This window comes from Microvirga ossetica, from assembly GCF_002741015.1.
Lineage (GTDB): Bacteria > Pseudomonadota > Alphaproteobacteria > Rhizobiales > Beijerinckiaceae > Microvirga > Microvirga ossetica.
The window spans coordinates 125,707-146,918 of sequence record NZ_CP016617.1 but is presented as its reverse complement, the minus strand read 5'-3'; the positions used below and the strand labels follow the sequence as shown (position 1 = coordinate 146,918).

At 63.8% G+C, this 21,212-nt stretch carries 13 protein-coding genes and 6 pseudogenes; 10 read left to right on the top strand and 9 right to left on the bottom strand.

What is annotated here, in order from left to right:
* Window positions 1-26: 26 nt before the first annotated feature.
* Window positions 27-230 (top strand): annotated as a pseudogene (locus BB934_RS28455) (IS5/IS1182 family transposase); the annotation flags it as partial.
* 20 nt (window positions 231-250) lie between these two features.
* Here BB934_RS28455 and BB934_RS28450 read toward each other — a convergent pair.
* Window positions 251-1,084, bottom strand: a complete 834-nt coding sequence (locus BB934_RS28450; RefSeq protein WP_099513358.1) for an IS5 family transposase — start codon at window positions 1,082-1,084, stop codon at window positions 251-253.
* 105 nt (window positions 1,085-1,189) lie between these two features.
* Between BB934_RS28450 and BB934_RS28445 the strand changes: the two are divergent.
* The 5 genes and pseudogenes from BB934_RS28445 to BB934_RS28425 all read left to right on the top strand — a co-directional run.
* A pseudogene (locus BB934_RS28445) lies at window positions 1,190-2,069 on the top strand (IS5 family transposase); the annotation flags it as partial.
* A gap of 341 nt (window positions 2,070-2,410) precedes the next feature.
* On the top strand, window positions 2,411-3,751 hold the full coding sequence (locus BB934_RS28440) for a right-handed parallel beta-helix repeat-containing protein (RefSeq protein ID WP_099513356.1): 1,341 nt from the start codon (window positions 2,411-2,413) through the stop codon (window positions 3,749-3,751).
* Window positions 3,752-3,921: 170 nt separating this feature from the next.
* Window positions 3,922-4,940 (top strand): annotated as a pseudogene (locus BB934_RS28435) (IS630 family transposase); the annotation flags it as partial.
* A 388-nt stretch (window positions 4,941-5,328) separates the two neighbouring features.
* Window positions 5,329-7,395 carry a recombinase family protein gene (locus BB934_RS28430; protein WP_099513354.1) on the top strand — a complete coding sequence of 689 codons (2,067 nt, stop codon included), beginning with the start codon at window positions 5,329-5,331 and terminating at the stop codon, window positions 7,393-7,395.
* Between the two features lie 298 nt (window positions 7,396-7,693).
* Window positions 7,694-8,722, top strand: a complete 1,029-nt coding sequence (locus tag BB934_RS28425) for an IS110 family RNA-guided transposase (protein WP_099513353.1) — start codon at window positions 7,694-7,696, stop codon at window positions 8,720-8,722.
* A 511-nt stretch (window positions 8,723-9,233) separates the two neighbouring features.
* Here the strand turns inward: BB934_RS28425 and BB934_RS51455 are convergent.
* Window positions 9,234-10,017 (bottom strand): annotated as a pseudogene (locus tag BB934_RS51455) (IS110 family RNA-guided transposase); the annotation flags it as partial.
* A 154-nt stretch (window positions 10,018-10,171) separates the two neighbouring features.
* On the opposite strand from BB934_RS51455, the gene istA reads away from it, so the two are divergent.
* A complete protein-coding gene (istA, locus tag BB934_RS28415) occupies window positions 10,172-11,710 on the top strand; it encodes an IS21 family transposase (RefSeq protein ID WP_099509451.1) in 1,539 nt (512 codons plus the stop codon).
* 18 nt (window positions 11,711-11,728) lie between these two features.
* On the top strand, window positions 11,729-12,490 hold the full coding sequence (istB, locus tag BB934_RS28410) for an IS21-like element helper ATPase IstB (RefSeq protein ID WP_099509450.1): 762 nt from the start codon (window positions 11,729-11,731) through the stop codon (window positions 12,488-12,490).
* A 101-nt stretch (window positions 12,491-12,591) separates the two neighbouring features.
* On the opposite strand, the pseudogene BB934_RS28405 reads toward istB, so the two are convergent.
* Window positions 12,592-12,821: pseudogene (locus BB934_RS28405) on the bottom strand (IS110 family transposase); the annotation flags it as partial.
* A 470-nt stretch (window positions 12,822-13,291) separates the two neighbouring features.
* Here BB934_RS28405 and BB934_RS28400 point away from each other — a divergent pair.
* A complete protein-coding gene (locus BB934_RS28400; RefSeq protein ID WP_099513351.1) occupies window positions 13,292-13,507 on the top strand; it encodes a hypothetical protein in 216 nt (71 codons plus the stop codon).
* 5 nt (window positions 13,508-13,512) lie between these two features.
* Here the strand turns inward: BB934_RS28400 and BB934_RS28395 are convergent, their stop codons facing one another.
* The 6 genes and pseudogenes from BB934_RS28395 to BB934_RS28370 all read right to left on the bottom strand — a co-directional run.
* On the bottom strand, window positions 13,513-14,712 hold the full coding sequence (locus BB934_RS28395; RefSeq protein ID WP_099513350.1) for an IS91 family transposase: 1,200 nt from the start codon (window positions 14,710-14,712) through the stop codon (window positions 13,513-13,515).
* Window positions 14,713-14,724: 12 nt separating this feature from the next.
* Window positions 14,725-15,585 carry a tyrosine-type recombinase/integrase gene (locus tag BB934_RS28390; protein ID WP_099513349.1) on the bottom strand — a complete coding sequence of 287 codons (861 nt, stop codon included), beginning with the start codon at window positions 15,583-15,585 and terminating at the stop codon, window positions 14,725-14,727.
* Window positions 15,586-15,935: 350 nt separating this feature from the next.
* Window positions 15,936-16,493 carry a transposase gene (locus tag BB934_RS28385; RefSeq protein ID WP_237050458.1) on the bottom strand — a complete coding sequence of 186 codons (558 nt, stop codon included), beginning with the start codon at window positions 16,491-16,493 and terminating at the stop codon, window positions 15,936-15,938.
* Between the two features lie 14 nt (window positions 16,494-16,507).
* Window positions 16,508-17,026: a helix-turn-helix domain-containing protein gene (locus BB934_RS28380; RefSeq protein WP_418294791.1), complete on the bottom strand. Its 519-nt coding sequence runs from the start codon at window positions 17,024-17,026 to the stop codon at window positions 16,508-16,510.
* A gap of 269 nt (window positions 17,027-17,295) precedes the next feature.
* Window positions 17,296-18,336, bottom strand: a complete 1,041-nt coding sequence (locus BB934_RS28375; protein ID WP_099513346.1) for an IS110 family RNA-guided transposase — start codon at window positions 18,334-18,336, stop codon at window positions 17,296-17,298.
* Window positions 18,337-18,577: 241 nt separating this feature from the next.
* Window positions 18,578-19,549, bottom strand: a pseudogene (locus BB934_RS28370) (IS110 family RNA-guided transposase); the annotation flags it as partial.
* 245 nt (window positions 19,550-19,794) lie between these two features.
* Between BB934_RS28370 and BB934_RS28365 the strand changes: the two are divergent.
* The gene (locus BB934_RS28365) at window positions 19,795-21,189 is read left to right on the top strand and encodes a recombinase family protein (RefSeq protein ID WP_162299236.1); all 1,395 of its coding nucleotides are present in this window, start codon (window positions 19,795-19,797) and stop codon (window positions 21,187-21,189) included.
* Window positions 21,190-21,212 lie beyond the last annotated feature (23 nt).

Here is a 21,212-nt window from a genome sequence, read left to right as displayed (position 1 = left end):
CTGGCAACAGGCATCCCTACCGCGAACAGTGGTTCTGCGGCTGCGAGTACTTCCAGCATCAGCTGCCGTGCGATCCCAGCTCGCTGACGCGCTGGCGCAAGCGGCTCGGTCCAGACGGGTTGGAGACGCTGCTGGCGGCCACGATCCAGGCCGGGCTGGAGAGCGGCGCGGTGCGGTCGTCGAGCCTGAAGCGGATCAGTGTCGATACCACCGTGCAGCCGAAGGCCATCACTTAGAGGCTGGTGAGCAATTATCTTTCGTTCTTGCGCGTGAGGCGGCGCAGCAGGATGCGGCTCATGGCGAGATAGAGCAGCATCTCACCAGTTTCGACGAAGCGCTCATAGTCCTTGGCGAGCCGTCGGTTGGTGGTGAGCCAGCCGATCGTTCGCTCCACGACCCATCTGCGTGCGAGCACTTGGAAGCCGCTCGGACGCGTCGGCGGCTCCGCATCAGTCCGCATCCAGACGCCGCCTGTCCACCAATGCTGCGGGATGGATAATCTCCAGCCCAATGCCTTCTGAAGCCAGTCCTTCAGCCCACGATAAGCCGTGTCCGCCCACATTAGCTCGATGGCCGGAAACAGATGCTGCAGACCTTCCAACAAAATCTCGGCTCCGGTGCGGTCATGGATGTCGGCTGGATGTACACTGTTCTTCAGCAGATTTCCTTGCGTATCAACGAGAAGATGGCGCTTGCGGCCCTTGATCTTTTTGGCGCCATCATAGCCGCGCGGTCCGCCCATCTCGGAGGTCTTGACCGACTGGCTATCGATGATGGCCGCACTCGGCTGAGGAGCTCGACCGATCGCGCGGCGGTAGCTCTCGCGCAACACGCGCGTCACCTGCTCCCAAGTGCCGTTCTCACGCCACCGGGCATAGTGATAGAAGACAGCGCACCGCGGTGGATACTCGTGCGGCAGCATCCGCCATTGCGCCCCGGTGCGTAGCAAATAAAAGACCGCGTCTACGATGCGGCGTAAGGGATGAAACTGTCGCCGCCCGGCCGGATGGCTGCGGTGGATCAGTGGCGCGAGCAGCGCCCATTCGTTGTCGTTGAGATCGCTGGCATAGAGACAGGTATCCATAGCGGGGTTCCTCGACTGTCAAACAGCCCGCATCCACCTCACGCTCCTCACGAAATCCATTCTGAATCAACCACTTAAAGTAAGCAATAAAATTGCTCACCAGCCTCTTATCCCACCGATGCCAAGCTCTATCTCAAGACCCTGCTCGCCCTGGTGCGGCAGGCGAAGCGGCATGATCTCAAGCTGCGGCAGGCCCACACCCGCCTGGCCAAACGCGCGGCCGTACAGGTGGGCCGCTCTGCTCATGCACGGCAGATGCGGCGCATGCGCCGCGAGTTGAAGCGGCTGAAGACCTATCTCGGGCGGGTCTACCGCGATGTGGCCCGCAAAGTCGCCGGTGATGTGGAGCTCTCGATCCGGTTTGCTCCTCTGCTGGGGCTGACAGAGCGCCTCCTGGTGCAGGAGCGCACGAGCAAGAACAAACTTTACAGCCTTCACGCTCCGGAGGTGGTGTGCATCGCCAAAGGCAAGGCGCATCGGCCGTACGAATTTGGCGCCAAGGTCGCGCTGGCAGTGACGAACCGCGAAGGGTTCGCGCTCGCCTCCAAGGCGCTGGAGGGCAATCCGTATGCAGGCCACACGCTTCGCACGACAATCGATCAGGTCGTGGCCCTGACGGACATGGAGCCCGCACGCGTTTACGTCGACCAGGGCTATCGTGGGCACGACTATGCGCACAAGGAGCGCATGTTCATCACCCGCCAGCGGCGGGGTCTGACGCCGACGATCAAGCGCGAGCTGAGACGCCGGTCCGCGATCGAGCCGGATGATCGGGCACACGAAGGCGGACGGGCGGCTGGGACGCAATTACCTGCTCGGAGTTGCGGGCGACGCCATGAATGCGCTGCTGGTGGCAACCGGGCACAATCTCAGACTGATCCTGAACTGGCTCAAACTTCTTTTCGCCTGGCTCATGGCAGCCCTGCTGGGTTCATCCACGCAATCGGATACTGCCCACGAACCCTGGAATGCAATCGCCACCTGATCAAACGGCATTGTTCAGGGCCGACTTTTTAGAAGCCATGAGTGGCGCGGCCATGAGCAGCCCTATGCTCCCCGTATCACACACCCGCAACGATTCCTAAACCTGTAATAATATACTTCTTCTTAAACGATAGTAGTGTGGCGAACGTAAGCGAATGTAGGAGAAGGGCCTGAATTTTATCTTTGTAGATCGTCAAATTGTCGCCTTTTTCTTCGTAATATTCAGCGCGGCGGGTTAGTAAAGGCGCGCGTTCTCCTGGTGCCAATCACGATTTCATTCCACTTGATCCCGCTTAATCTTCATTAGAACTGGGTACATTATTCCAGGACAAAGGGGTTATTATGCCTTTTCCCACAGCAGCTAACACGGGCGTTCCGTCCGGTACCACTCTGACGCCCTCCGGCGACATCATGGTCACCAAGGCAGGGACCGTGCTCAATGGTCTCGACATCAAGGGTATGGTGATCATCCGCGCCGACAACGTGACCATCCAGAACAGCAAGATCAGTTCTGACGAATATTCTGGCGTCAAAGTCGAGCGGGGATTCAAGGGTGCATCGGTGATCAACTCCGACATTGATGGCATGGGCTCAACCGCCGGCTCGTATGGCATCATGGGCAACGGCACGTTCGTCGGCAACGACATCCGGGGCTTTGAGAACGGAATCAACCTGACCGGTGGCTCCTCGACAGTGCGCGGCAACTATATCCATGGCCTACAGGCTCCCGGCTCGCCGCATTACGACGGCATCCAGATCCAGGGCGGTCAGAACGGCGTGTTGATCGAGAACAACACGATCATCGTCGACCACGACCAGACGGGTGCGATTTTCATGCAGAACTTCTTCGGCAGCGTGAACGACGTCACTGTCCGCAACAACTATGTTGATGGCGGCGGCTATACGATGTACTACGACGGCAGCAAGCCAACCGGCTATACGATGACGAACGTTGTCTGGGAAGATAATTACAACGGTCGCGGCTATTGGGGCTATGAGTACATCAAGGCTGACCCGCGCGGCAATCTGCCGACGCGCATTGACAACGTCAACACGGCCAATCCGCTCTCGCCCGACCAAGCTTCCGGCGGCAGCGAAACCACGCCCGCTCCGACACCGGAGCCGACCGAGCCCACGCCAATTAATCCTGCCCCGTCTCCTGACGGTACCGATCAAGTCGAAAGCTCTGTGGGCTACACGCTTGCCGAAAATGACAAGAACCTGAAGTTGACTGGGACTGCCGACATCAACGGCACCGGCAACGCCCTGGACAACTTCCTCGATGGCAACGACGGTGCCAACGTACTGGTTGGTGAGGGCGGGAACGACATTCTCAATGGTCGTTATGGCGGTGATACCCTGTGGGGAAACGCGGGCCGTGACACGTTCCAGTTCACGTCGAAGTGGAGTTCGGACGGCGACAAGGTGATGGACTTCGTGCGCGGCACCGACCGGCTCGACTTCTCCGGCATCGATGCCAATTCGGCGGCGTCCGGTAATCAGGCGTTCTCCTGGGCCGGGTACAAGAGCGCCAGCGGCACCGGATTGGACGGCCAAATCTGGGCTGTTAAGGATGCGACGGCAGGCGAGACGCACCTGTACATCAAGACTGGGGGCTCAGTCGCGACTGTGGATGTGGCTGGCACTGGCTACACGCTGTCCTCGGCCGACTTCTTGCTTTGAGCCATAGCCGGACGGGCCAGGCGTAGATTTTTCTGCCACGCCTGGCCTGCACATCTGGGAGATTCGATGAAGGTGGTATCAAACCGTCAGCGCCATACTGCACCGGCTAATACCAATCGGCGCGAAGACTGACTCATTCAGGGTTTTCAAACTAGCGCGGGTCTGACTCCATGGTGGTGACCAGGAGGTTCGCCATGCGCCCAGGGATCGAGCTTCGCACGGACTATGATGCAGCCCGGCTTCGGGCTTTGGCCAGAGGAGCCCGCAATGCAGGACAAAGCCGGCGGCTGCTGGCGCTGGCCGAGATCTATGAGGGCGGCTCGCGGACCAAGGCGGCACGGGTCGGTGGTGTCGGGCTGCAGACGGTGCGGGACTGGGTGGTGCGGTTCAACGCCCATGGACCCGAAGCCCTGATCGATGGCACGGCACCAGGCAATGCCTGCAAGCTCCAGGCCTGCCACCGCGAGGCCTTGCTGGCCCTGGTGGAGCAGGGTCCTATTCCAGCCGCCCATGGCGTGGTGCGTTGGCGGCTGAAGGATCTGGTGCAGTGGGTCTGGGACGAGTTCCGGATCGGAGTGAGCGAGACGACGCTGGGCCGTGAACTGCGGATGCTCGGCTATCGCAAGCTCTCGGCCCGCCCGCGCCATCATGCCAAGAGCGACGCCGCGGAGGCGGTTTTTAAAAAGAGTTTCCCGCGCGAGTGGCGGAAATCGCCTCCAACGAGGCCGATGGCAAGCCGCTCGAGATCTGGTTTGCCGACGAGGCGCGGATCGGCCAGAAGAACAAGATCACCCGGCGTTGGGCCCGGCGCGGCACGCGCCCGTCGGCGCCGCGGGATCTGCGAACCGCCTCGACGTACATCTTCGGCGCGATCTGTCCGGCTCAAGGAAAAGCAGCCGGCCTCGTGCTGCCGCGTTGCACCACCGAAGCCATGGCGCTGCATCTGGCCGAGATCGCGCAGGCGGTGGCTCCAGGTGCTCATGCGGTGCTGCTGCTCGATCAGGCTGGCTGGCACGTCTCGCGCAAGCTGAAGGTGCCATCGAACATCACGCTTCTCCCGCTGCCGGCGAAAGCGCCTAAGCTGAACCCGGTCGAGAACATCTCGCAATTTATGAGGGAGAACTGGATCTCGAACCGGGTGTTCACGTCCTACACGGACATTCTCGATCACTGCTGCGAGGCCTGGAACGACAGCGTCAGTTGATACCCCCTTCCACAACCCGGCGGATCGGGATTCGATTGAGATCGAGGTCACTGATTCGCGGCACCCGCTCTTCGGCCGCCGGTTCCTGCTGGTCTCGGTGAGCGCGCGCCGGCATGACGGCCACGCTCTCGTCGCCTATCGGGACCGCGTGGTGCTGAAGCTTCCGATCGGAGCGACGAGCCTTGCTCCACGGCCGTCGTGTGAGCCGCCGTGCAAGCTGACACGTGAGGCACTGGAGGAACTGATCGCCCTGGCCGACGAGTGCGGGGTGGCGCCATGCCCATGCGACCCGAACGCGTCTGGAGACGCTTGCCCGACGAACTCCGCGCCGCGATCGCCGAAGACGTCGCCGCCATCCTCACAGAGGTGATCTATGAGATCGGAACTTATCACCGACCGGCATCTGGCCCGCCACGCGGTCATCTACATCCGCCAGTCCAGTCCGCACCAGGTGCTGAGCAATCAGGAGAGTCTGCGCCTGCAGTACGATCTACGTCGGCGCGCGCTCGGCCTCGGGTGGCGTGAGGAGGACGTCGAGATCATCGATGCCGACCTCGGGCTGAGCGGCGCAGCCGCTGTCCACCGCGAGGGCTTCAAGGACCTGATCGCACGCGTTACGCTCGGCCAGGTTGGCATCGTGCTCTCCTCCGAGGTGACGCGCCTGACCCGAAACTGTTCGGACTGGTACCCACTGCTCGATCTGTGCGGCTACAGGGACTGCCTCATTGCCGACCGCGACGGAGTCTATGATCCGGGCACCGCTAATGGGCGCCTGCTGCTCGGGCTCAAGGGGACCCTCTCCGAAGTCGAGTTGCACACGATCCGCGCCCGCCTCACGGCTGGTCTCCTGAACAAGGCCGCACGCGGAGAGCTGGCGCTGATCTTGCCGGTCGGCCTCGTCCGGGAGACTGGCGGTGTGGTGGTCAAGAACCCTGACCGCGAGGTGCAAGCCCGCCTCGATCTGATCTTCACGACCTTCCTGCGGCTCCGCTCGGCCAGCAAGGTGCTGCACGCCTTCAACGAGCGCGGCCTGAGCATCCCGCGCCGGGGACGGTTCGGCGATACGGTCTGGCGCCCACCCACCGTTGCGGCCATCCTGCAGGTGCTGAAGAACCCCGCCTACGCCGGCGCTTTTGTCTACGGGCGCACCCGCTCGGTCCGCACAGCGCCCTTAGGCAAAGGCTCGCAAAAGAGGCTCCCGCGCGAGCAGTGGAGGATCGTCGTGAAGGACCAGTACCCCGCCTATATCAGCTGGGCGACGTTCGAGAAGATCGAGGCCATGCTGCGCGACAATTACGCTGAGTACGACCGGAACAAGACGCGTGGCGTGCCGCGCGAGGGTGCCGCGCTGCTGCACGGGATGGTTTACTGCGGCGCGTGCGGTCACAAGATGGTGGTCCAGTACAAGGGCGGCGCCCGGTACATGTGCAACTATCTTCGTCAGCAGCATGGCGTTCCGGTGTGCCAAGTCATCCCGGCCGCGCCGGTCGATGCCGAGGCCGTGGCGGCTTTCTTCAAGGCCCTCACCCCCGCCGAGTTGGATGCCTACACGCAGGCTGTTTCCCTCCGGCGCGAGGCAGACGCAGCCGGGCTGAAGGCTCAAGCGCAACAGGTTGAGCGGCTGCGCTACCGGGCGGCGCTGGCCGAACGGCAGTTCGATCAGGTCGATCCAGACAACCGTCTCGTCGCGGCTGAACTCGAGCGGCGCTGGGAGGAAACGTTGCGTGATTTGCGCCAGGCCGAAGCCGCGCTCGCCGATGCGGCGCCGGAAGAAGGCCGCGTCATCCCGTTCGGTGTCGGCCCTGATCTCCAAGCCGCGTTTACCGAGGTCGGTCGGCGCCTGCCGGATCTATGGCAGCAACCGGCCCTCACCACGGTGCGCAAGAAGGCGCTGCTGCGATGCCTCATCGACAAGGTGGTGATCCACCGTGCCGTCCGGGACACGATCGCCCTACGCCTCGTCTGGCGCGGCGGCGCGACGAGCGAGATCGCGCTGCCAATTACGGTTGGCTCGCTCGCTGAACTGTCACGGAGCGGCGAGATGGAAGCCGCCATCGTCGAGCGCGCCCGCGCGGGTGAGAGTGATGCGGCCATCGCCGCCGCGCTGACCGCCGCCGGACATCGCTCACCTCTGCGCCAGGCGGTCTTGCCGAGCACAGTTCAGGCCATCCGGCTGCGGCACGGCATCCTGCGCGAACGCCGCCAGTCGCATCCGCGCCGCATCCCCGGCTGCCTGACGGTGTCCCAACTCGCGGCCCAGCTCGGCGTTACGCCGCACTGGATCTATGACCGCATTTACAACGGCACGATTGCTATTGAACTGGATGCCAAGACAGGTCTCTATCTGTTCCCGGATGGCCCCACGACCTTGCGCGCGTTCCAAAAGCTCAAAGCCGGCAAGGTGGACCGCCTCTCTCCCGTCCCTCGGTTGGCTTGTTGAGGAGGGCACTAAGATGCGTGATCGAACAAGCTGACCAACCAACCCTGGACCATCATGTCCATCGGCCTGCGCGACTGGGCGAATGCATGAGGATCAGCGCCGGTTGGTATAAGGGCGGTTCATCGCGCAAACTTGGTCCTTTTAGAGCATCGGACTGTAAATCCGACTCCCCGGGTTTTTGGCTGGCGCGATCTGTGATTCATGTGTGGACATCGGGTAATCGCGGGTAGCGCGAGGGCTCTGGCGGAAACGCCGATCAGGCGACAGTCTGATCGGCCCAACAGAGCAGGAGCAGACGATGACCCACTACGCCGGCCTGGATGTCTCGCAGAAGGAGACCTCGATCTGCATCGTGGATGAGCAGGGCCGCCGCCTCTGGCGCGGCACGGCCCCGACCGATCCCGAAGCTCTCGCCCAGATCCTATGCCGACACGGCTCTGATCTCCAGGTCGGTATTGAGACTGGTCCGCTGATGCCTTGGCTCGTGCACGAACTGCGTCGTCGTGGCTTGGAGGTGATCTGTCTCGACGCTCGCCACGCCAAGGCTGCTCTGGCCATGCAGCTTAACAAGACTGACCGCAATGACGCCGAAGGGCTGGCGCAGATCGTCCGCACCGGCTGGTACCGCAGCGTCCACGTCAAATCCTTCGAAGCGCATCGGCTCCGCGCCCTGCTCGGTGCCCGCCGGCAGCTGGTGGGTATGACCACGCAGCTGTCCAACCACATCCGCGGCATCCTGAAGGTCTTTGGCCTGGTGGTCGGGATGGCGCATGGCCGCTCGTTCTCTGAGCGAGTCGAGACCCTCTTGGCGGATCAGCCCGCGGTGGCCGGGATTGTGCGGCCGATGCTGCAGGTCTGGCGTGAGCTGAAGGACCAGATCGCCCGCTTCGACAAGGCAGTGCGGCAGGAGGTACGCCAGCGGGCCGAGTGCCGCCTCCTGATGAGTGTGCCGGGCGTCGGTGCTCTCTCGGTGTTGGCTTATGTCAGTGCGATCGAGCACCCGGAGCGCTTTCGGCAGTCCCGCAATGTCGGAGCTCATTTGGGTCTCACGCCGCGGCGATATCAGTCCGGCGAGATCGACCGGAGCGGCCGCATCTCGAAATGCGGTGACGAACTGGTGCGATCCTATCTGTTCGAGGCCGCCGGTGTCTTGCTGACTCGGGTGCAACGCTGGTCGCCGCTCAAGGCCTGGGCGGTGCGGCTGGTGCAGCGCAGTGGGTTCAACAAGGCCCGGGTGGCCCTGGCCCGCAAGCTCGCCGTCATTCTGCATGCGATCTGGCGGACGGGTGAGCCCTTCCGCTGGACCAAACTGGAGGCTGCCGCATGAGAATGGGGAGGATGAGATTGATCTGGCCTTCATCGTGAGGTGAGCGCCAGGTGCCGTGCTTGCTCCTCGGGGCGAGGGTACGGGTCATTCCGCAAGCGGGGCCTGTGAGAGCTGGATTCTCCAGCTGATCACGTTGTGGACCTTGGAAGGCTCGTGCTGTTGAACCCAATGATGCGGCGGCCCGTGCCGACCGCGGAGAGAACCGTGACCCGGGGAGAAGCAAAGGTGCCAGAGCTTTTTGCGCTTGACTGGAGACCCGCGATTAGAGAACGCTCCCCTTTGGCAAGGGATTTGTTGACGTGTCTGCAGGGTGGTCGGGTGCAGTCATATGTACGGCCTGTTGATGCGGCACATCTGACCGCTGGCCATGATGATGTCGGTGGATCGGGTCCTCATCACTCGACCGCGCTGCAAGGCGCGCTGAATCACCCAGGTTGTCCCAATCCCCGGCTTGACCGGATCAGCATCACGCGTTCGTTCTCCCCTGCCCAAACTGGTTAGCCAGGCTGCCTTAAGCAGCCACTGTGGCGCGGTAGGTCTCACCCCGTGCCATCACGGCCCAGGCAATCCGCGCAATCTTGTTGGCGAGCGCAACGGTGACTAGTCTCGCTGGCTTGCGCTCCCGCAGCCGGCTCGCCCAAAGATTGACCGATGTCGCCTTGCGCTTTGTATAGCGGAGAACTGCGGTTGCCCCCACGACGAGGAGGTGGCGCAGGTAGCGGTCGCCCATCTTCGAGATCGCGCCCAGCCGCTCCTTGCCACCGGAGGAATGCGGCTTGGGCACCAGCCCGAGCCAGGCCGAGAATTGGCGCCCGGACCGAAACGCGCGCATCGTTGACGGTCGCGGCCAGGGCGGTGGCGGTGATGAAGCCGATACCGGGGATCGTCTCCAAACGCTGGCACACGGCATCGGCCCGATGCCACTTCATGAGCTCAATCTCAATCTTCCGGATTTGCTGGCTCAGACCTGAGATCATGTCGGCGATCAGCAGCAGCGTCTGCCGGGCGAGCTCCGGCAGCCCGTCCGCGCCCCTGTCGAGCAGGTCAACCAGTTGCTGAACATGAGGACGGCCCTTGGGTGCGATGATGCCATACTCCGCCAGATGAGCCCGCAAGGCGCTCACCTGCGCGGTCCGCTGGCGGACCAACAGTTGACGGGCACGGTGCAACATCAGCACGCTTTGCGCGTCCGGCGATTTGATCGGCACGAACCGCATGCTTGGCCGTGTGACCGCTTCGCAGATCGCCTCGGCATCGGCGGCGTCATTTTTGTTCCGTTTGACATAGGCCTTCAGTTAAGTGCGTGTTTCGCGTGATCGTGAGCAGCGATTTCGCGGCACCGTGAGCAACGATTTCAGAGGATCGTGAGCACCTTTTCGGAGGTGCCGGGAGCTTCGGCCGACAACTCAACCGGCTACGGATGCCTCGTTCAACCCACGAGGAGGCCCGATGCCAACCCAGAGATTGTCGATGCGCCGGATCCGAGAAGTACTTCGTTTAAGACATGTCCAAGGCCTGACCGAGCGCGTCATCGCGCGCACGCTGGGGATCAGCAATGGCGTCGTTCATGGCTACCTGCGCCGCGCCCGTCTGGCAGGGCTGAGCTGGCCGCTGCCGGACGGGCTCGATGACGACGCGCTCGAACTCCTGCTGTTTCCGGCACCATCCTCGGCTCAGACCGATCGGCGCCCGGTCCCCGACTGGGTTTATGTCGAGAAGGAGCTGCGCCGGCGTGGCGTGACGCGCGTGCTGCTCTGGGAGGAATATCGCGCCGCCCATCCCGATGGCTTCGGCTACACCTGGTTCTGCACCACCTACGAGGCCTGGAAGGGGCGCGTTCGCCCAACAATGCGCCAGACCCACAGGGGCGGCGAGAAGGTGTTTGTCGATTTTGCCGGCGACACCATCGACGTCTTCGATCCGCTGACCGGCCAAGCCCATCCCATGAAGCTGTTCGTCGCCGCCATGGGCGCCTCCAACTACACCTATGCCGAGGCCTGCGCGAGCGAGAGCCTGCCGGACTGGATTGCCGTGCACGCCAACCTGTTTGCCTTCCTGGGCGGGGTTCCGAAGTTCGTGATCTGCGACAACCTCAAGGCGGCGGTGACCAATCCCGACCGCTACGATCCCGGCCTCAACCGCACCTATGCCGAGATGGCCGGCCATTACGGCACCGCCATTCTCGCGGCGCGGCCGAGACGCCCGAAGGATAAGGCCAAAGTTGAGGTCGCGGTCCAAATCGCCCAGCGCTGGATCCTGGCCCGGCTGCGCAACCATCGCTTCTTCGCGCTCGCCGAGCTCAATCGCGCCATTCGCAGCCTGGTCGTCGAACTCAACGCCCGCCAGATGCGCGGCTTCGGCTCCAGCCGGGCCGAACTCTTTGCCGAGATCGACCGGCCCCGGCTGGGAGCGCTGCCAGACGAGCCCTACGTCTTCGCCCGCTGGAAGCGCTGCCGCGTCGCGCCGGACTACCATGTCGAGGTCGACGGCCACTGGTACTCCGTGCCCTACCGCCTGATCCGGGAACTCGTCGACGTGCGCCTTGCCGGTGCGACGGTCGAGATCTTCCACAAGGGCCAGCGGGTCGCCAGCCATGCCCGGGCGCCGAACCGGCGCGGCCACACCACCGTTGCCGAGCATATGCCGAGCGCCCATCGCCGCCACGGCCAGTGGACCCCACGAGGCCTGATCGCCGCCGGTGAACGGATTGGGCCCTCCGTCGCGGCTTTCTTCGAGGCGGTGATCGCCGACCGTCCACATCCCGAGCAGGGCTTCCGCACCTGCCTCGGCATCCTGTCGCTGGCCAGGAGCTATGGCGACACCCGCGTCGAGGCCGCCTGCCGGCGCGGCCTCCTCATCAAGGCACGCTCCGTCGCCTCGATCCGGTCGATTCTCAAGAATGGCCTCGACCGCGCCGTCGTTGACGAGACGCCCGACCACGAACCCCTGCGCCACGGCAACATCCGCGGCCAGGGTTACTTCCACTGAACCCAGGAGACCCAACCGATGCTGACCCATCCCACCCATGAGCGCCTGATCGCGCTTGGCCTGACCGGCATGGCCAAAGCCTTCGAGGAGCAGCGACGATTGCCCGATCTCGACGCTCTGTCCTTTGAGGAGCGCATCGGGCTGTTGGTCGACCGCGAAGCGGCCGAGCGCGACACCAAGCGTCTCACCGCGCGGCTCAAGTTCGCGGCGCTGCGCCAGAACGCCTGCGTCGAGGACGTCGATTGGCGAACCCCGCGCGGCATCGATCGCGCGGTCTTTGCCCGGCTGGTTGTTGGCGACTGGATCGACCGGCATGAGAATGTGCTGATTACAGGGGCGGCCGGCCTCGGCAAGAGCTGGATCGCCTGCGCGCTCGGCCACAAGGCCTGCCGGGATAACCGCTCGGTGCTCTACCACCGCGTGCCGCGCCTGTTCGAGGCATTGGCGCTCGCGCGCGGCGACGGGCGCTATGGCCGCCTGCTCAAGGCCCTCGGTCGCGTACAGGTGCTGATCCTCGATGATTGGGGCTTGTCAGTGCTCACCGGGTCCGAGCGGCGCGATCTCCTGGAAATCCTCGACGATCGTCACGGCCGCTCATCGACCATCGTCACGAGCCAGGTTCCCGTGGACGCATGGCATGACCTGATTGGGGATCCCACTCTTGGAGACGCAATCTTGGATCGTCTTGTTCACAATGCCCACCGCCTTCAACTCGCCGGAGAAAGCATGAGAAAGCAGAACGCCAGAGCCCGCCCTCTTGACGGCGACCAAATCTCCTGACTCCATCACCCCATCGGTCGACGCGACCGCTCATGATCGCGTGAAATGCCTGCTCACGATCCCACGAAATGAGCGCTCACGATCCGCGAGATGCGCAGTTAAGCGGGTGGCATCAGCCGCACCTGGTGACCGAGAGCCTGTAGCTGTCGGGCCCAGTGATGCGCCGTCGCGCAGGCTTCGATGCCGATCAGGCATGGCTCAGCCTCTTGAACAGCGCCAGAAGCTGATCGCGCCGCACCTTCCGGCGCAGGACCGTTTGCCCCTGCTGATTGACCCCATGAACCTGGAAAACGTTCTTGGCGATGTCGAGGCCGATCGTGGTAATCTGCATCTGGACGGTCCCTTTCCGTTGATGGTCACTGACAGCACCATCCTGGTACATCGCGATGCCGCTGGGTCAGGGGCCGTCCACCCCATCGCTCAACTCAGCCCTCTTCCTGGGAGGAGATGAGCGATGACCAAGTCCTACTCGCTGGATCTACGCCATCGGGTGGCATGATTCGTCGAGTCGGGCCATTCCTGCCACGCGGCCGCCCGGCTTTTGAGGTGTCGGTCGCCTTCGTGGTGCGGCTGATAGCGGCGTATCGGGCCACCGGCAGCTTGGCGCCGAAGCCGGAAGGCTTCAGCACCCTCCTGGAATCATAGGCATCTCGGCCACTCAATCTGGAGGGTTCTGTGAGGTCCGGTCGCGACGGAACGTGTGAAGGCCCTCATCCGGAAGGACCTCATTGAAGCCGGATTGAGCGAAGCCGCGAGACGGGGATGGCGCTATGGGGATTGTAGGCTGGTTGGTGAGGTGAGTTGCTCGACGAGGGCCGGACGGACGGCATTTGGAACGCGATCCGTGTGCCTGATGGTGCCGACGGCGACGGCTCGGTGCCGATGATCGCGTTGAAGACGGCCGGCACGGTCACCGTAGAGCACCCGGATCTTTCCCGCTCCGGGACGCGGTGCAAACAGATGCAGGCCGGCGCGCATGGCAGTCGGCTCGGTCATTGCCATGCTGCAAGCGGTTGATCCTCTCATGAACTGTCGCTCCAGAAGGGACGGCGAGGCACCTCCCCACATCGCCAGATGCCGAACGTGACCATCTGTCGGCCGCACCAGGAGCACCGGCTGGCCGGAGTTGCGGCGGGCCGATCATGCGTGGTGTCGGCGGCGCTCTCTTGCGCCGTGATGGTCAGCAGTCTGCGACACAGTTCCAGCTTTTGGGCGCGATGGCCATTCGCGAGAAAGCCGTAATGTCGGATGCGGTGGAAGCCGTCCGGCAGGGTGTGCAGCAGGAAGCGCCGGATGAACTCGTGGGCATCGAGCGTCATGACCTTGACCTTGCCGCGATGACGATAGTCCTTCCAGCGGAACGAGACCCTGCCGTCGGCCATACTGACAAGCCGAGAATTGGCGATGGCGACACGATGGGTGTAGCGGCCGAGATAGGTCAGCATCTGCCCGGGGCCACCGAAGGGCGGTTTGGCGTAGACGATCCATTCGACACGACGGACCTCTGCCAGCCGGCGGCGGAACGCGGCGGGCGCCATCAGCCCGGCGAGGTCGCCAAAGAAGCTCAGATTGCCCGCGTCATAGGCGGCTTGCAGGTCCTGCAGAAACAGCCGACGAAACAGGCGCGATAGGACCCGCACGGGCAGGAAGAAGCCGGGCCGGCACGCAATCCACTGCGCGGCCCCGGATCGACGCCCGAAGCGGGTAGGCGACAGGCCGCCGCCCGGCACGATGCAATGGACGTGCGGATGATAATGCAGGTTCTGGCCCCAACTGTGCAGGACCGCGACGAGACCAATCTCCGCCCCCAGATGTTTGGGGTCAGCGGCGATGGTGAGCAACGTCTCAGCCGCGGCCTTGAACAGGATGGAATAGACGGCGGCCTTGTTCTGAAACGCGATGCCGGCCATCGGCTCCGGCAGCGTGAAGACCACGTGGAAGTAGGGAACCGGCAGGAGGTCACCCTGCCGCGCGGCGAGCCAATCCCGACAGGCCTGTCCTTGGCACTTCGGGCAATGCCGGTTGCGGCAGGAATTGTAGGAGACGCGGATTGTCCTGCATGATGGGCATCCCTCCAGATGGCCACCGAGAGCGGCTGTCCGGCACAGCTCGATCGCGCTCATCGTGCGGCGCTCGACCCGCCCGAGATGACCCTCATGGGCCTGCCGATAGGCCTCGCCGTGGCGACGCATGATGTCCGCCACCTCCAGTCTTGCCGACATGACGACGCCGGCTCAGTTTGGGGGAACAACCTCCAGCCTCAGACGGTCGAGCGGGCTCTCCGTGCGGCGAATAAGGCCGTTCGAGACCTTCGTGTAGCGTGCCGTGCTCGACAGATTGTTGTGACCGAGCAAAACCTGGATGATGCGAATGTCGGTTCCGTTCTCGAGCAAATGTGTGGCGAAGCTGTGCCGCAGCGTGTGGACCGTCACGCGTTTGTCGATGCCGGCGGCGATACATGCCGAGCGGCATGCCGAATAGAGAACCTGCACATCGATTGGCGCGGTTGCGTCACGACCGGGAAACAGCCAGTCGTTGGGCTTTGCCAGCCGCCAATAGACCCGGAGGATGCGCAGAAGCTGCGCCGACAGCATGACGTATCGGTCCTTGCCGCCCTTGCCGTGCGCGATCAGGATGACACCGCGTTCGCTGTCGATGTCGCCGACCTTCAGGCCGACGGTCTCGGAGGCACGGAGGCCCGCGGCATAGGCCGTGGTCAGCGCGGTGCGCGTCTTCAGGCTGGGCACCGCCTCGAGGAACCGGACAACCTCATCCGCGCTCAGCACCACGGGCAGCTTGCGGGGCAAGCGCGCATAGGCAATCCGTTCTGGAATCTCGGCATGGCCCAGTGTCACGCCGTAAAAGAACCGCAGCGCGCAGACCGTCTGGTTCAGCGCCGACCATGAGATCCCCTTCGCCACCAGATGCACCTGGAAGGCGCGGACATCTTCCAGGCCAAGCCGAGCCGGGGACCGGCCGAAATAGCGCGAAAACTTCGCTACCGCGTGGATGTAGGATCGTTGCGTGGCGGGCGACAGATTGCGGACCGTCATGTCCTCGATCATGCGACGGCGCAGAGGGCTCATCTCGACCATCTTGATCTCCTGTTCTGGAATTGCGCTTCAACAGCCGCAACCCTTCAAAACAGAAGCATCATCCGCATCCCCGGGCACCAAATGCCGCGTCAGCGGCTTCGTTCAATCCTTTTCGGGACGGGCTCACATGGGCTTGGATGATTCAAGTTTGTTGGGTCAGCCACTCATGGGGCAATCTCCAGTCGGTTGTTCCAGATCCAGGATCCGAGCCGTTGCGTGACACGAGCCATATCCGGCTCGGTTCAAACTCATCTGTGGACGCCCCGTCCGACGCAAGCGATTTTTAGAGGCTATAGAGACGTAGTCGGACGCTGCCATCTGTCCGGCCTCTAAGTGGTGCATCCGGTAAGTCATGCTGCCTTGGGCAGAAGAGCAATACCGGGCGAGCGGCGGGGCCGATGCCGGCGGCGCCTGCCCCAGACAAACGGATGGCGGTGTGCATTCCAGTAGACTGTCGAGCAGTGGATCGCATCGACGATCTCCTCCCAGGTCTCGAAGCGCCGGCCGGCAAGAGCCAGTGAACGCAGGATCTTCCACCAGGGCTCGATCAGGTTGAGATAAGCCGCGTACTTGGGTTGGAACACCATCTCCCAGCGCGGATGCGCCAGCACGAACAGCAGCACGTCGGTCGTGCGATGGGAACTCAGGTTATCCATGATCGCGTACACCCGTTTGGTCGTCCTCGGGACCCAGCTCTCAACCTGGCCGAGGAAGTCGACCCAGTGCGCTCCACCCCGTCCGGGATACGGATGCGTGAAGGCTTCGCCGGTGGCGGGACAAAACGCCCCGAAGATGTAGCCCTTGGCCCGGCGGCCATAATCGATCTCCTGCTTGGCGCGTTCGGCCGGTCGCGTCCGGCTCTGCACCAGGGCCCGACCCGCGTAGCTCTTGGCGCTCACCGGTCCCATCTCATCGAGACAGATCACGCAACTGCCCGCAGGCGGCTTGGTGTAGAGCGTTTCGATCGCCCCCTTTTTGCCGCGAAGGCCGGATCGACCCGCTCGCCGAACCAGGTCTCGTGTTTGCGCCAGCGCAGGCCCTCGTGGAGCAGGATCTCGTCGATGCGGCTGCGCTGCATCGCAATCCCTTTCTGCTCATGCAGGTAGGCGGCCAGTCGATCCAGTGTCCAGGCGGCAAACGGCAGCCCCAGCGTCTGAGGCTTGGTCAGCGCGGTGGCGATCACGGTGGCTGTCTGCTCGGGCGTGTAGGTTGGTTGGCGACCCGAGCGATGTCGGTCCTTGAGCGCTTCCAAACCCTCGGCATTGAAGCGGCAGATGCGCTTGCGCACGGTCTCCCCATCAAGACCGACCCGGGCTGCAATCGCTGATGCACTCTCGCCGCAACCGGCCCGCCAGATGATTTGGGCGCGTTGCACGCGTTGGGCCGGAGCCGTGTGGGAGTGAGCTAGCTTTTGGACCGCCGCATACTCAGCAGCAGTCATTTCGCGTAAGCAGACCCGTGCCATGGGCCACCTCCGCCAGCAGGTCAGAAGGGACTGCCATTATACCTCGGAACATGCCGGATGCACCACTAAGTGCAGCATGAACGCTGCGGGCCTGTATGGGAGTTCGCGGACCGGATCCAAATCACATTCGCGCGCTTGAAGCGCTCTGAGTTTGCCTGGTTCTTCCAGCCCCGTCTCGCCGACTGTTGTGCCATACCCTCCTTCGCCCGCCTACGCCGTCGACAGCCTCGCGCTCGCAGCCAGCTTCACGCCGCTGCGACCGGAGCTCGATAAACTTCGCCCTTCGCCAGCAGGGCCCAAACCACGCGAGCGATTTTGTTCGCCAGCGCGACCGTGACCAGCATGCGCGGCTTGCGCGCCAATATCTGGGCCAGCCACGAGCCGGCGGGCGCTCCGCGCTTGCATGGCTGATGCACTACGCTGCTGCTGCCGATGATCAGCAGCCGCCTCAGGGTTCGTTCGCCCATCTTCGAGATCGCGCCGAGCCTCTGCTTGCCGCCGGTCGACTTCTGCAAGGGCGTGAGCCCCAGCCAGGCGGCAAAGTCCCGGCCTTTGCGGAATGTTTCCGGAGGCGGGGCCAGCGCCGTGATCGCGGTGGCCGTGATGGGGCCGATCCCGGGAATGGTCATCAGCCGGCGGGCGATCGGATCCTCGCGCGAGCGCCGGGCAATCTCGGCATCCAGACCGGCGATCTGCGTGTCCACCACCTTCAGGCTGTCGATCAGCACCGTGAACACCGCCCGTGCGCTCTCCGGCAACTGCGAGGCAGGGTCCTCGATCCACGCGATCAGCCGCGCCACGTGCGCCGGTCCCTTTGGCACGATGCATCCATATTCTGTCAGGTGACCGCGCAGAGCGTTGATCAGCTGGGTCCGCTGCTGCACGAGAAGATCGCGCGCCCGGAAGACAACGGTCCTGGCCTGCTGCTCCTCATCCTTCACGGCCACGTACCGCATGTTGGGCCGCTGAGCCGCCTCGCAGATCGCCTCCGCATTAGCGGCATCATTCTTATGCCGCTTGACGAACGGTTTGACATACGCCGGCGGGATCAGGCGGACCGTGTGACCCAGTTGGGTGATCTCGCGGGCCCAGTAATGGGCCCCGCCACACGCCTCCAGGGCCACCAGGCACGGCGGCTGCGAGGCCATGAACTCGATCAGTTTCGCGCGTGTGATCTTCTTGCGAAAGACGACATGACCCGACGCATCGGCTCCATGCGCCTGGAAAACGTGCTTAGCGATGTCCAATCCGATTGTGCTCACCTGACCTACAGACGCCTCCTTCAACGGGTGTTCGACACCCACTCTGCCACAGCGAGGCCGTCGGGGGCGTCCACCCCATCACATACGGTCGCCGCTCGCGGCGGCTGCACCACCATCCCGCATTCTGCGGGCAGGGCTCGGGAGGACGCGACCATTCTTAACTACGGCGGTTCAGGCCAGACCCTTACCGCGGTTCGTCCACCCGGATCCGCCAAAGCTGATCAGGCCTTGGTGGAAGTGATGAGAATTCTGTGTGCGGGCAGGATCAGGCAGCTTTCAACTCCGCTCCCTCGATGACCACGCCGTGGACTACATACTTCCAGAGAGCCACCAGCAACTTTCTGGCCAGCGCGACGATCGTGACCTTCTTCATCCGCCCGCCCAGGCAGCGCACCCGATCATGGTACCACAGCGCAAGGGCTGATCCCGGTTGATGCCGCAGCCAGAGCCACGCCATCTCGACCAAGACGGCGCGCAGCCGGGGATTGCCGGCTTTCGATACTCCCTGCTCGTGATCGATCTTGCCACTCTTCCAGGGCGTCGGGGCTAGCCCGGCATAGGCCGCCACCTGCCGCCGGTTGTCAAAGCGCCGGAACAGGCCTTCCGACCACAGCGCGCCCGCGAACCCCGATCCAATTCCCTTGAGGCCGAGCAGCATCTGAACTGCCTTTGACGGGACCTCCGCCGTTTGCGCCGCGGCCAGAAGGGCATCGCGTTCGGCCTTCACGGCCGCGATCTGCCGATCCAGCAACTCGATGACCTCGAGTTCGCGCCGCGCCACGGCTTTGAGATGCTGCGGCAAGGGACGCCCGTCGCCGGTCCGCAACTCGTCGAGTCTTGCACGCCTGTCCGGACGCCGCAGGTCGTAGTCGGCAATGCCTTGTGAGAAGAACAGCCCCCTGAGCCGGTTGACATGCCGGACCCGTTCGCCGACGAGCGTCTTCAGCTCCCGGCAGAGGCGCCGCTGATCCTCTTCGTCTGGTGTCGGCACATGGACCATGGCGCAGACGCGCGGCTCGCCCCGCTTGTAAGCCAGCAAGGTGCGCACCAGAGCCTCGCCGTCAATCCGGTCGGTCTTGGCGCGGCGATGCCGGCGCGAGACGGCGATCGAGGCGGGATCGACGACGTGACTTTCGATCCCCTCATCTTGAAGCACGCGATGGATCCAGAACCCGTCTAAGATGGTAGATTCACAAATGACAAATTTTGCTGGGTTCGCCATGGCCGTCTGAGCCTGCATGGCAGCTCGGTCCCGCACCGGCTTCGGCATGCGGCGGCTGCAGTTTGTCTCTGCGAGGGATCAACCCCTTGCGGAGGCCATCAGGCACCAGGGTCAGTGGACAATCAGGCGATGCTGGACCGGCGGCCCGAGGGCGCAGACGCGCTGGGACAAAGCCTATCGGCTGCTCGTGGAGGGCGCGCCAGCACGGCCAAGCTGCGATCTGGGCGATGATCCAAGGCCTGGGCCACAGGAGAACCATCATGCCGATCGCAGCGGCCTATGCACGCGTGTCGACCCAGCGTCAGACCGACAGTCAGTCGATTGAGAGCCAACTCGAGCGCTTGCGCGCCCATGCGGACGCACAGCACTGGGAGTTGCCCGCCGACTATGTCTTTCGCGACGACGGCTACAGTGGAGCCAGCTTGCAACGGCCGGCACTGGACCACTTGAGGGATGCGGCGGCCAGTGCTCAGCTCGACCACATCCTGATCACTGCGCCTGATCGGCTTGCCCGCAACTATGTTCATCAGGTGCTGCTCGTCGAGGAGCTGGAACGGCACGGCGCGGCCGTGGAGTTCCTCGACCGGCCCATGAGCCAGGATCCGCATGACCAGTTGCTGCTCCAGATCCGCGGGGCGGTGGCCGAATATGAGCGCGTCCTGATTGTCGAGCGCACGCGCCGCGGACGGCTGCGCAAGCTGCAGGCTGGCACGCTTCTGCCGTGGACCAAACCACCCTATGGCTATCGTGTCGATCCCGACCATCCGCGCGATCCCACCGGCGTGCGGATCGACGAGGCCGAGGCAATGGTCGTGCGCGCCATCTTTCGCTGGTATGCCGAGGACGGACTGTCGCTCTACGGGCTCGGTCAGCAGCTTGAGCGGTTGGGCATCGCCTCACCCGCCGGATGCCCGGCCTGGTGTCCGGCCACCCTCTGCCATGTGCTGACCAATCCCACCTATATCGGTCAGGTGTTCGCCAACCGCACGCGGTCCCGCGCCTTGACCACCCGACGCTCGGCGCTGGCCCCGGTCGGTCGGCACAGCTGCGGGAAGAGCCGGCGCGAGCCCGGCGAATGGATTGCGGTGGCGCCGGTGCCGGCGCTGGTCAGCTCCACCCAATTTGAGAAAGCTGCTGAGCGTCTGGTGTATAATCGGCAGATGGCGCGACGAAACAATCGAGCCCATGACTACCTGCTGCGTGGCCTCGTCAGCTGCGGCCACTGTCGCTACGCCTGCGTCGGGCGATGCCAGCAGGGCCACTACGATTACTATGTCTGTCGCACCACGACCCGCCTGCGCGCAACGGGGGTGCGCTGTCCGGCGCGCTTCATCCCCGCCACGGCTCTCGATGATCTGGTCTGGCGGGATCTGTGCCAACTGCTCGAGACGCCTGAGATGATCGCACAAGCGATGGAGCGGGCGCGGGGCGGGCATTGGCTGCCGCAGGAGCGACAAGCCCGACAGACGAATCTGATGCACGGACTGGCGGCGCTGGAGCAGCGGATCGAACGGCTTACCGAAGCCTATCTCGCCGGCATCGTGTCGCTTGAGGAATACACGCGGCGGCGGCGTGATGCGGAGGCGCGGTTGGCGGCCCTCGCGCGCCAGGAACAGGACCTGACGGCGGAGATTGAACGTAACCGGCCGATTTAGGCCGCCTTCTGAGGCGTTCCATG

Bases quoted from the DNA above. Each gene is read 5' to 3' on its own strand.
- BB934_RS28430 (WP_099513354.1), top strand. From the start codon at position 5,329: ATGAGATCGGAACTTATCACCGACCGGCATCTGGCCCGCCACGCGGTC.
- BB934_RS28425 (WP_099513353.1), top strand. From the start codon at position 7,694: ATGACCCACTACGCCGGCCTGGATGTCTCGCAGAAGGAGACCTCGATC.
- BB934_RS28440 (WP_099513356.1), top strand. From the start codon at position 2,411: ATGCCTTTTCCCACAGCAGCTAACACGGGCGTTCCGTCCGGTACCACT.
- istB (WP_099509450.1), top strand. From the start codon at position 11,729: ATGCTGACCCATCCCACCCATGAGCGCCTGATCGCGCTTGGCCTGACC.
- BB934_RS28395 (WP_099513350.1), bottom strand. From the start codon at position 14,712: ATGTCGGCAAGACTGGAGGTGGCGGACATCATGCGTCGCCACGGCGAG.
- BB934_RS28385 (WP_237050458.1), bottom strand. From the start codon at position 16,493: ATGGGACCGGTGAGCGCCAAGAGCTACGCGGGTCGGGCCCTGGTGCAG.
- BB934_RS28365 (WP_162299236.1), top strand. From the start codon at position 19,795: ATGCCGATCGCAGCGGCCTATGCACGCGTGTCGACCCAGCGTCAGACC.
- istA (WP_099509451.1), top strand. From the start codon at position 10,172: ATGCCAACCCAGAGATTGTCGATGCGCCGGATCCGAGAAGTACTTCGT.
- BB934_RS28450 (WP_099513358.1), bottom strand. From the start codon at position 1,084: ATGGATACCTGTCTCTATGCCAGCGATCTCAACGACAACGAATGGGCG.
- BB934_RS28390 (WP_099513349.1), bottom strand. From the start codon at position 15,585: ATGGTCGAGATGAGCCCTCTGCGCCGTCGCATGATCGAGGACATGACG.
- BB934_RS28380 (WP_418294791.1), bottom strand. From the start codon at position 17,026: ATGACTGCTGCTGAGTATGCGGCGGTCCAAAAGCTAGCTCACTCCCAC.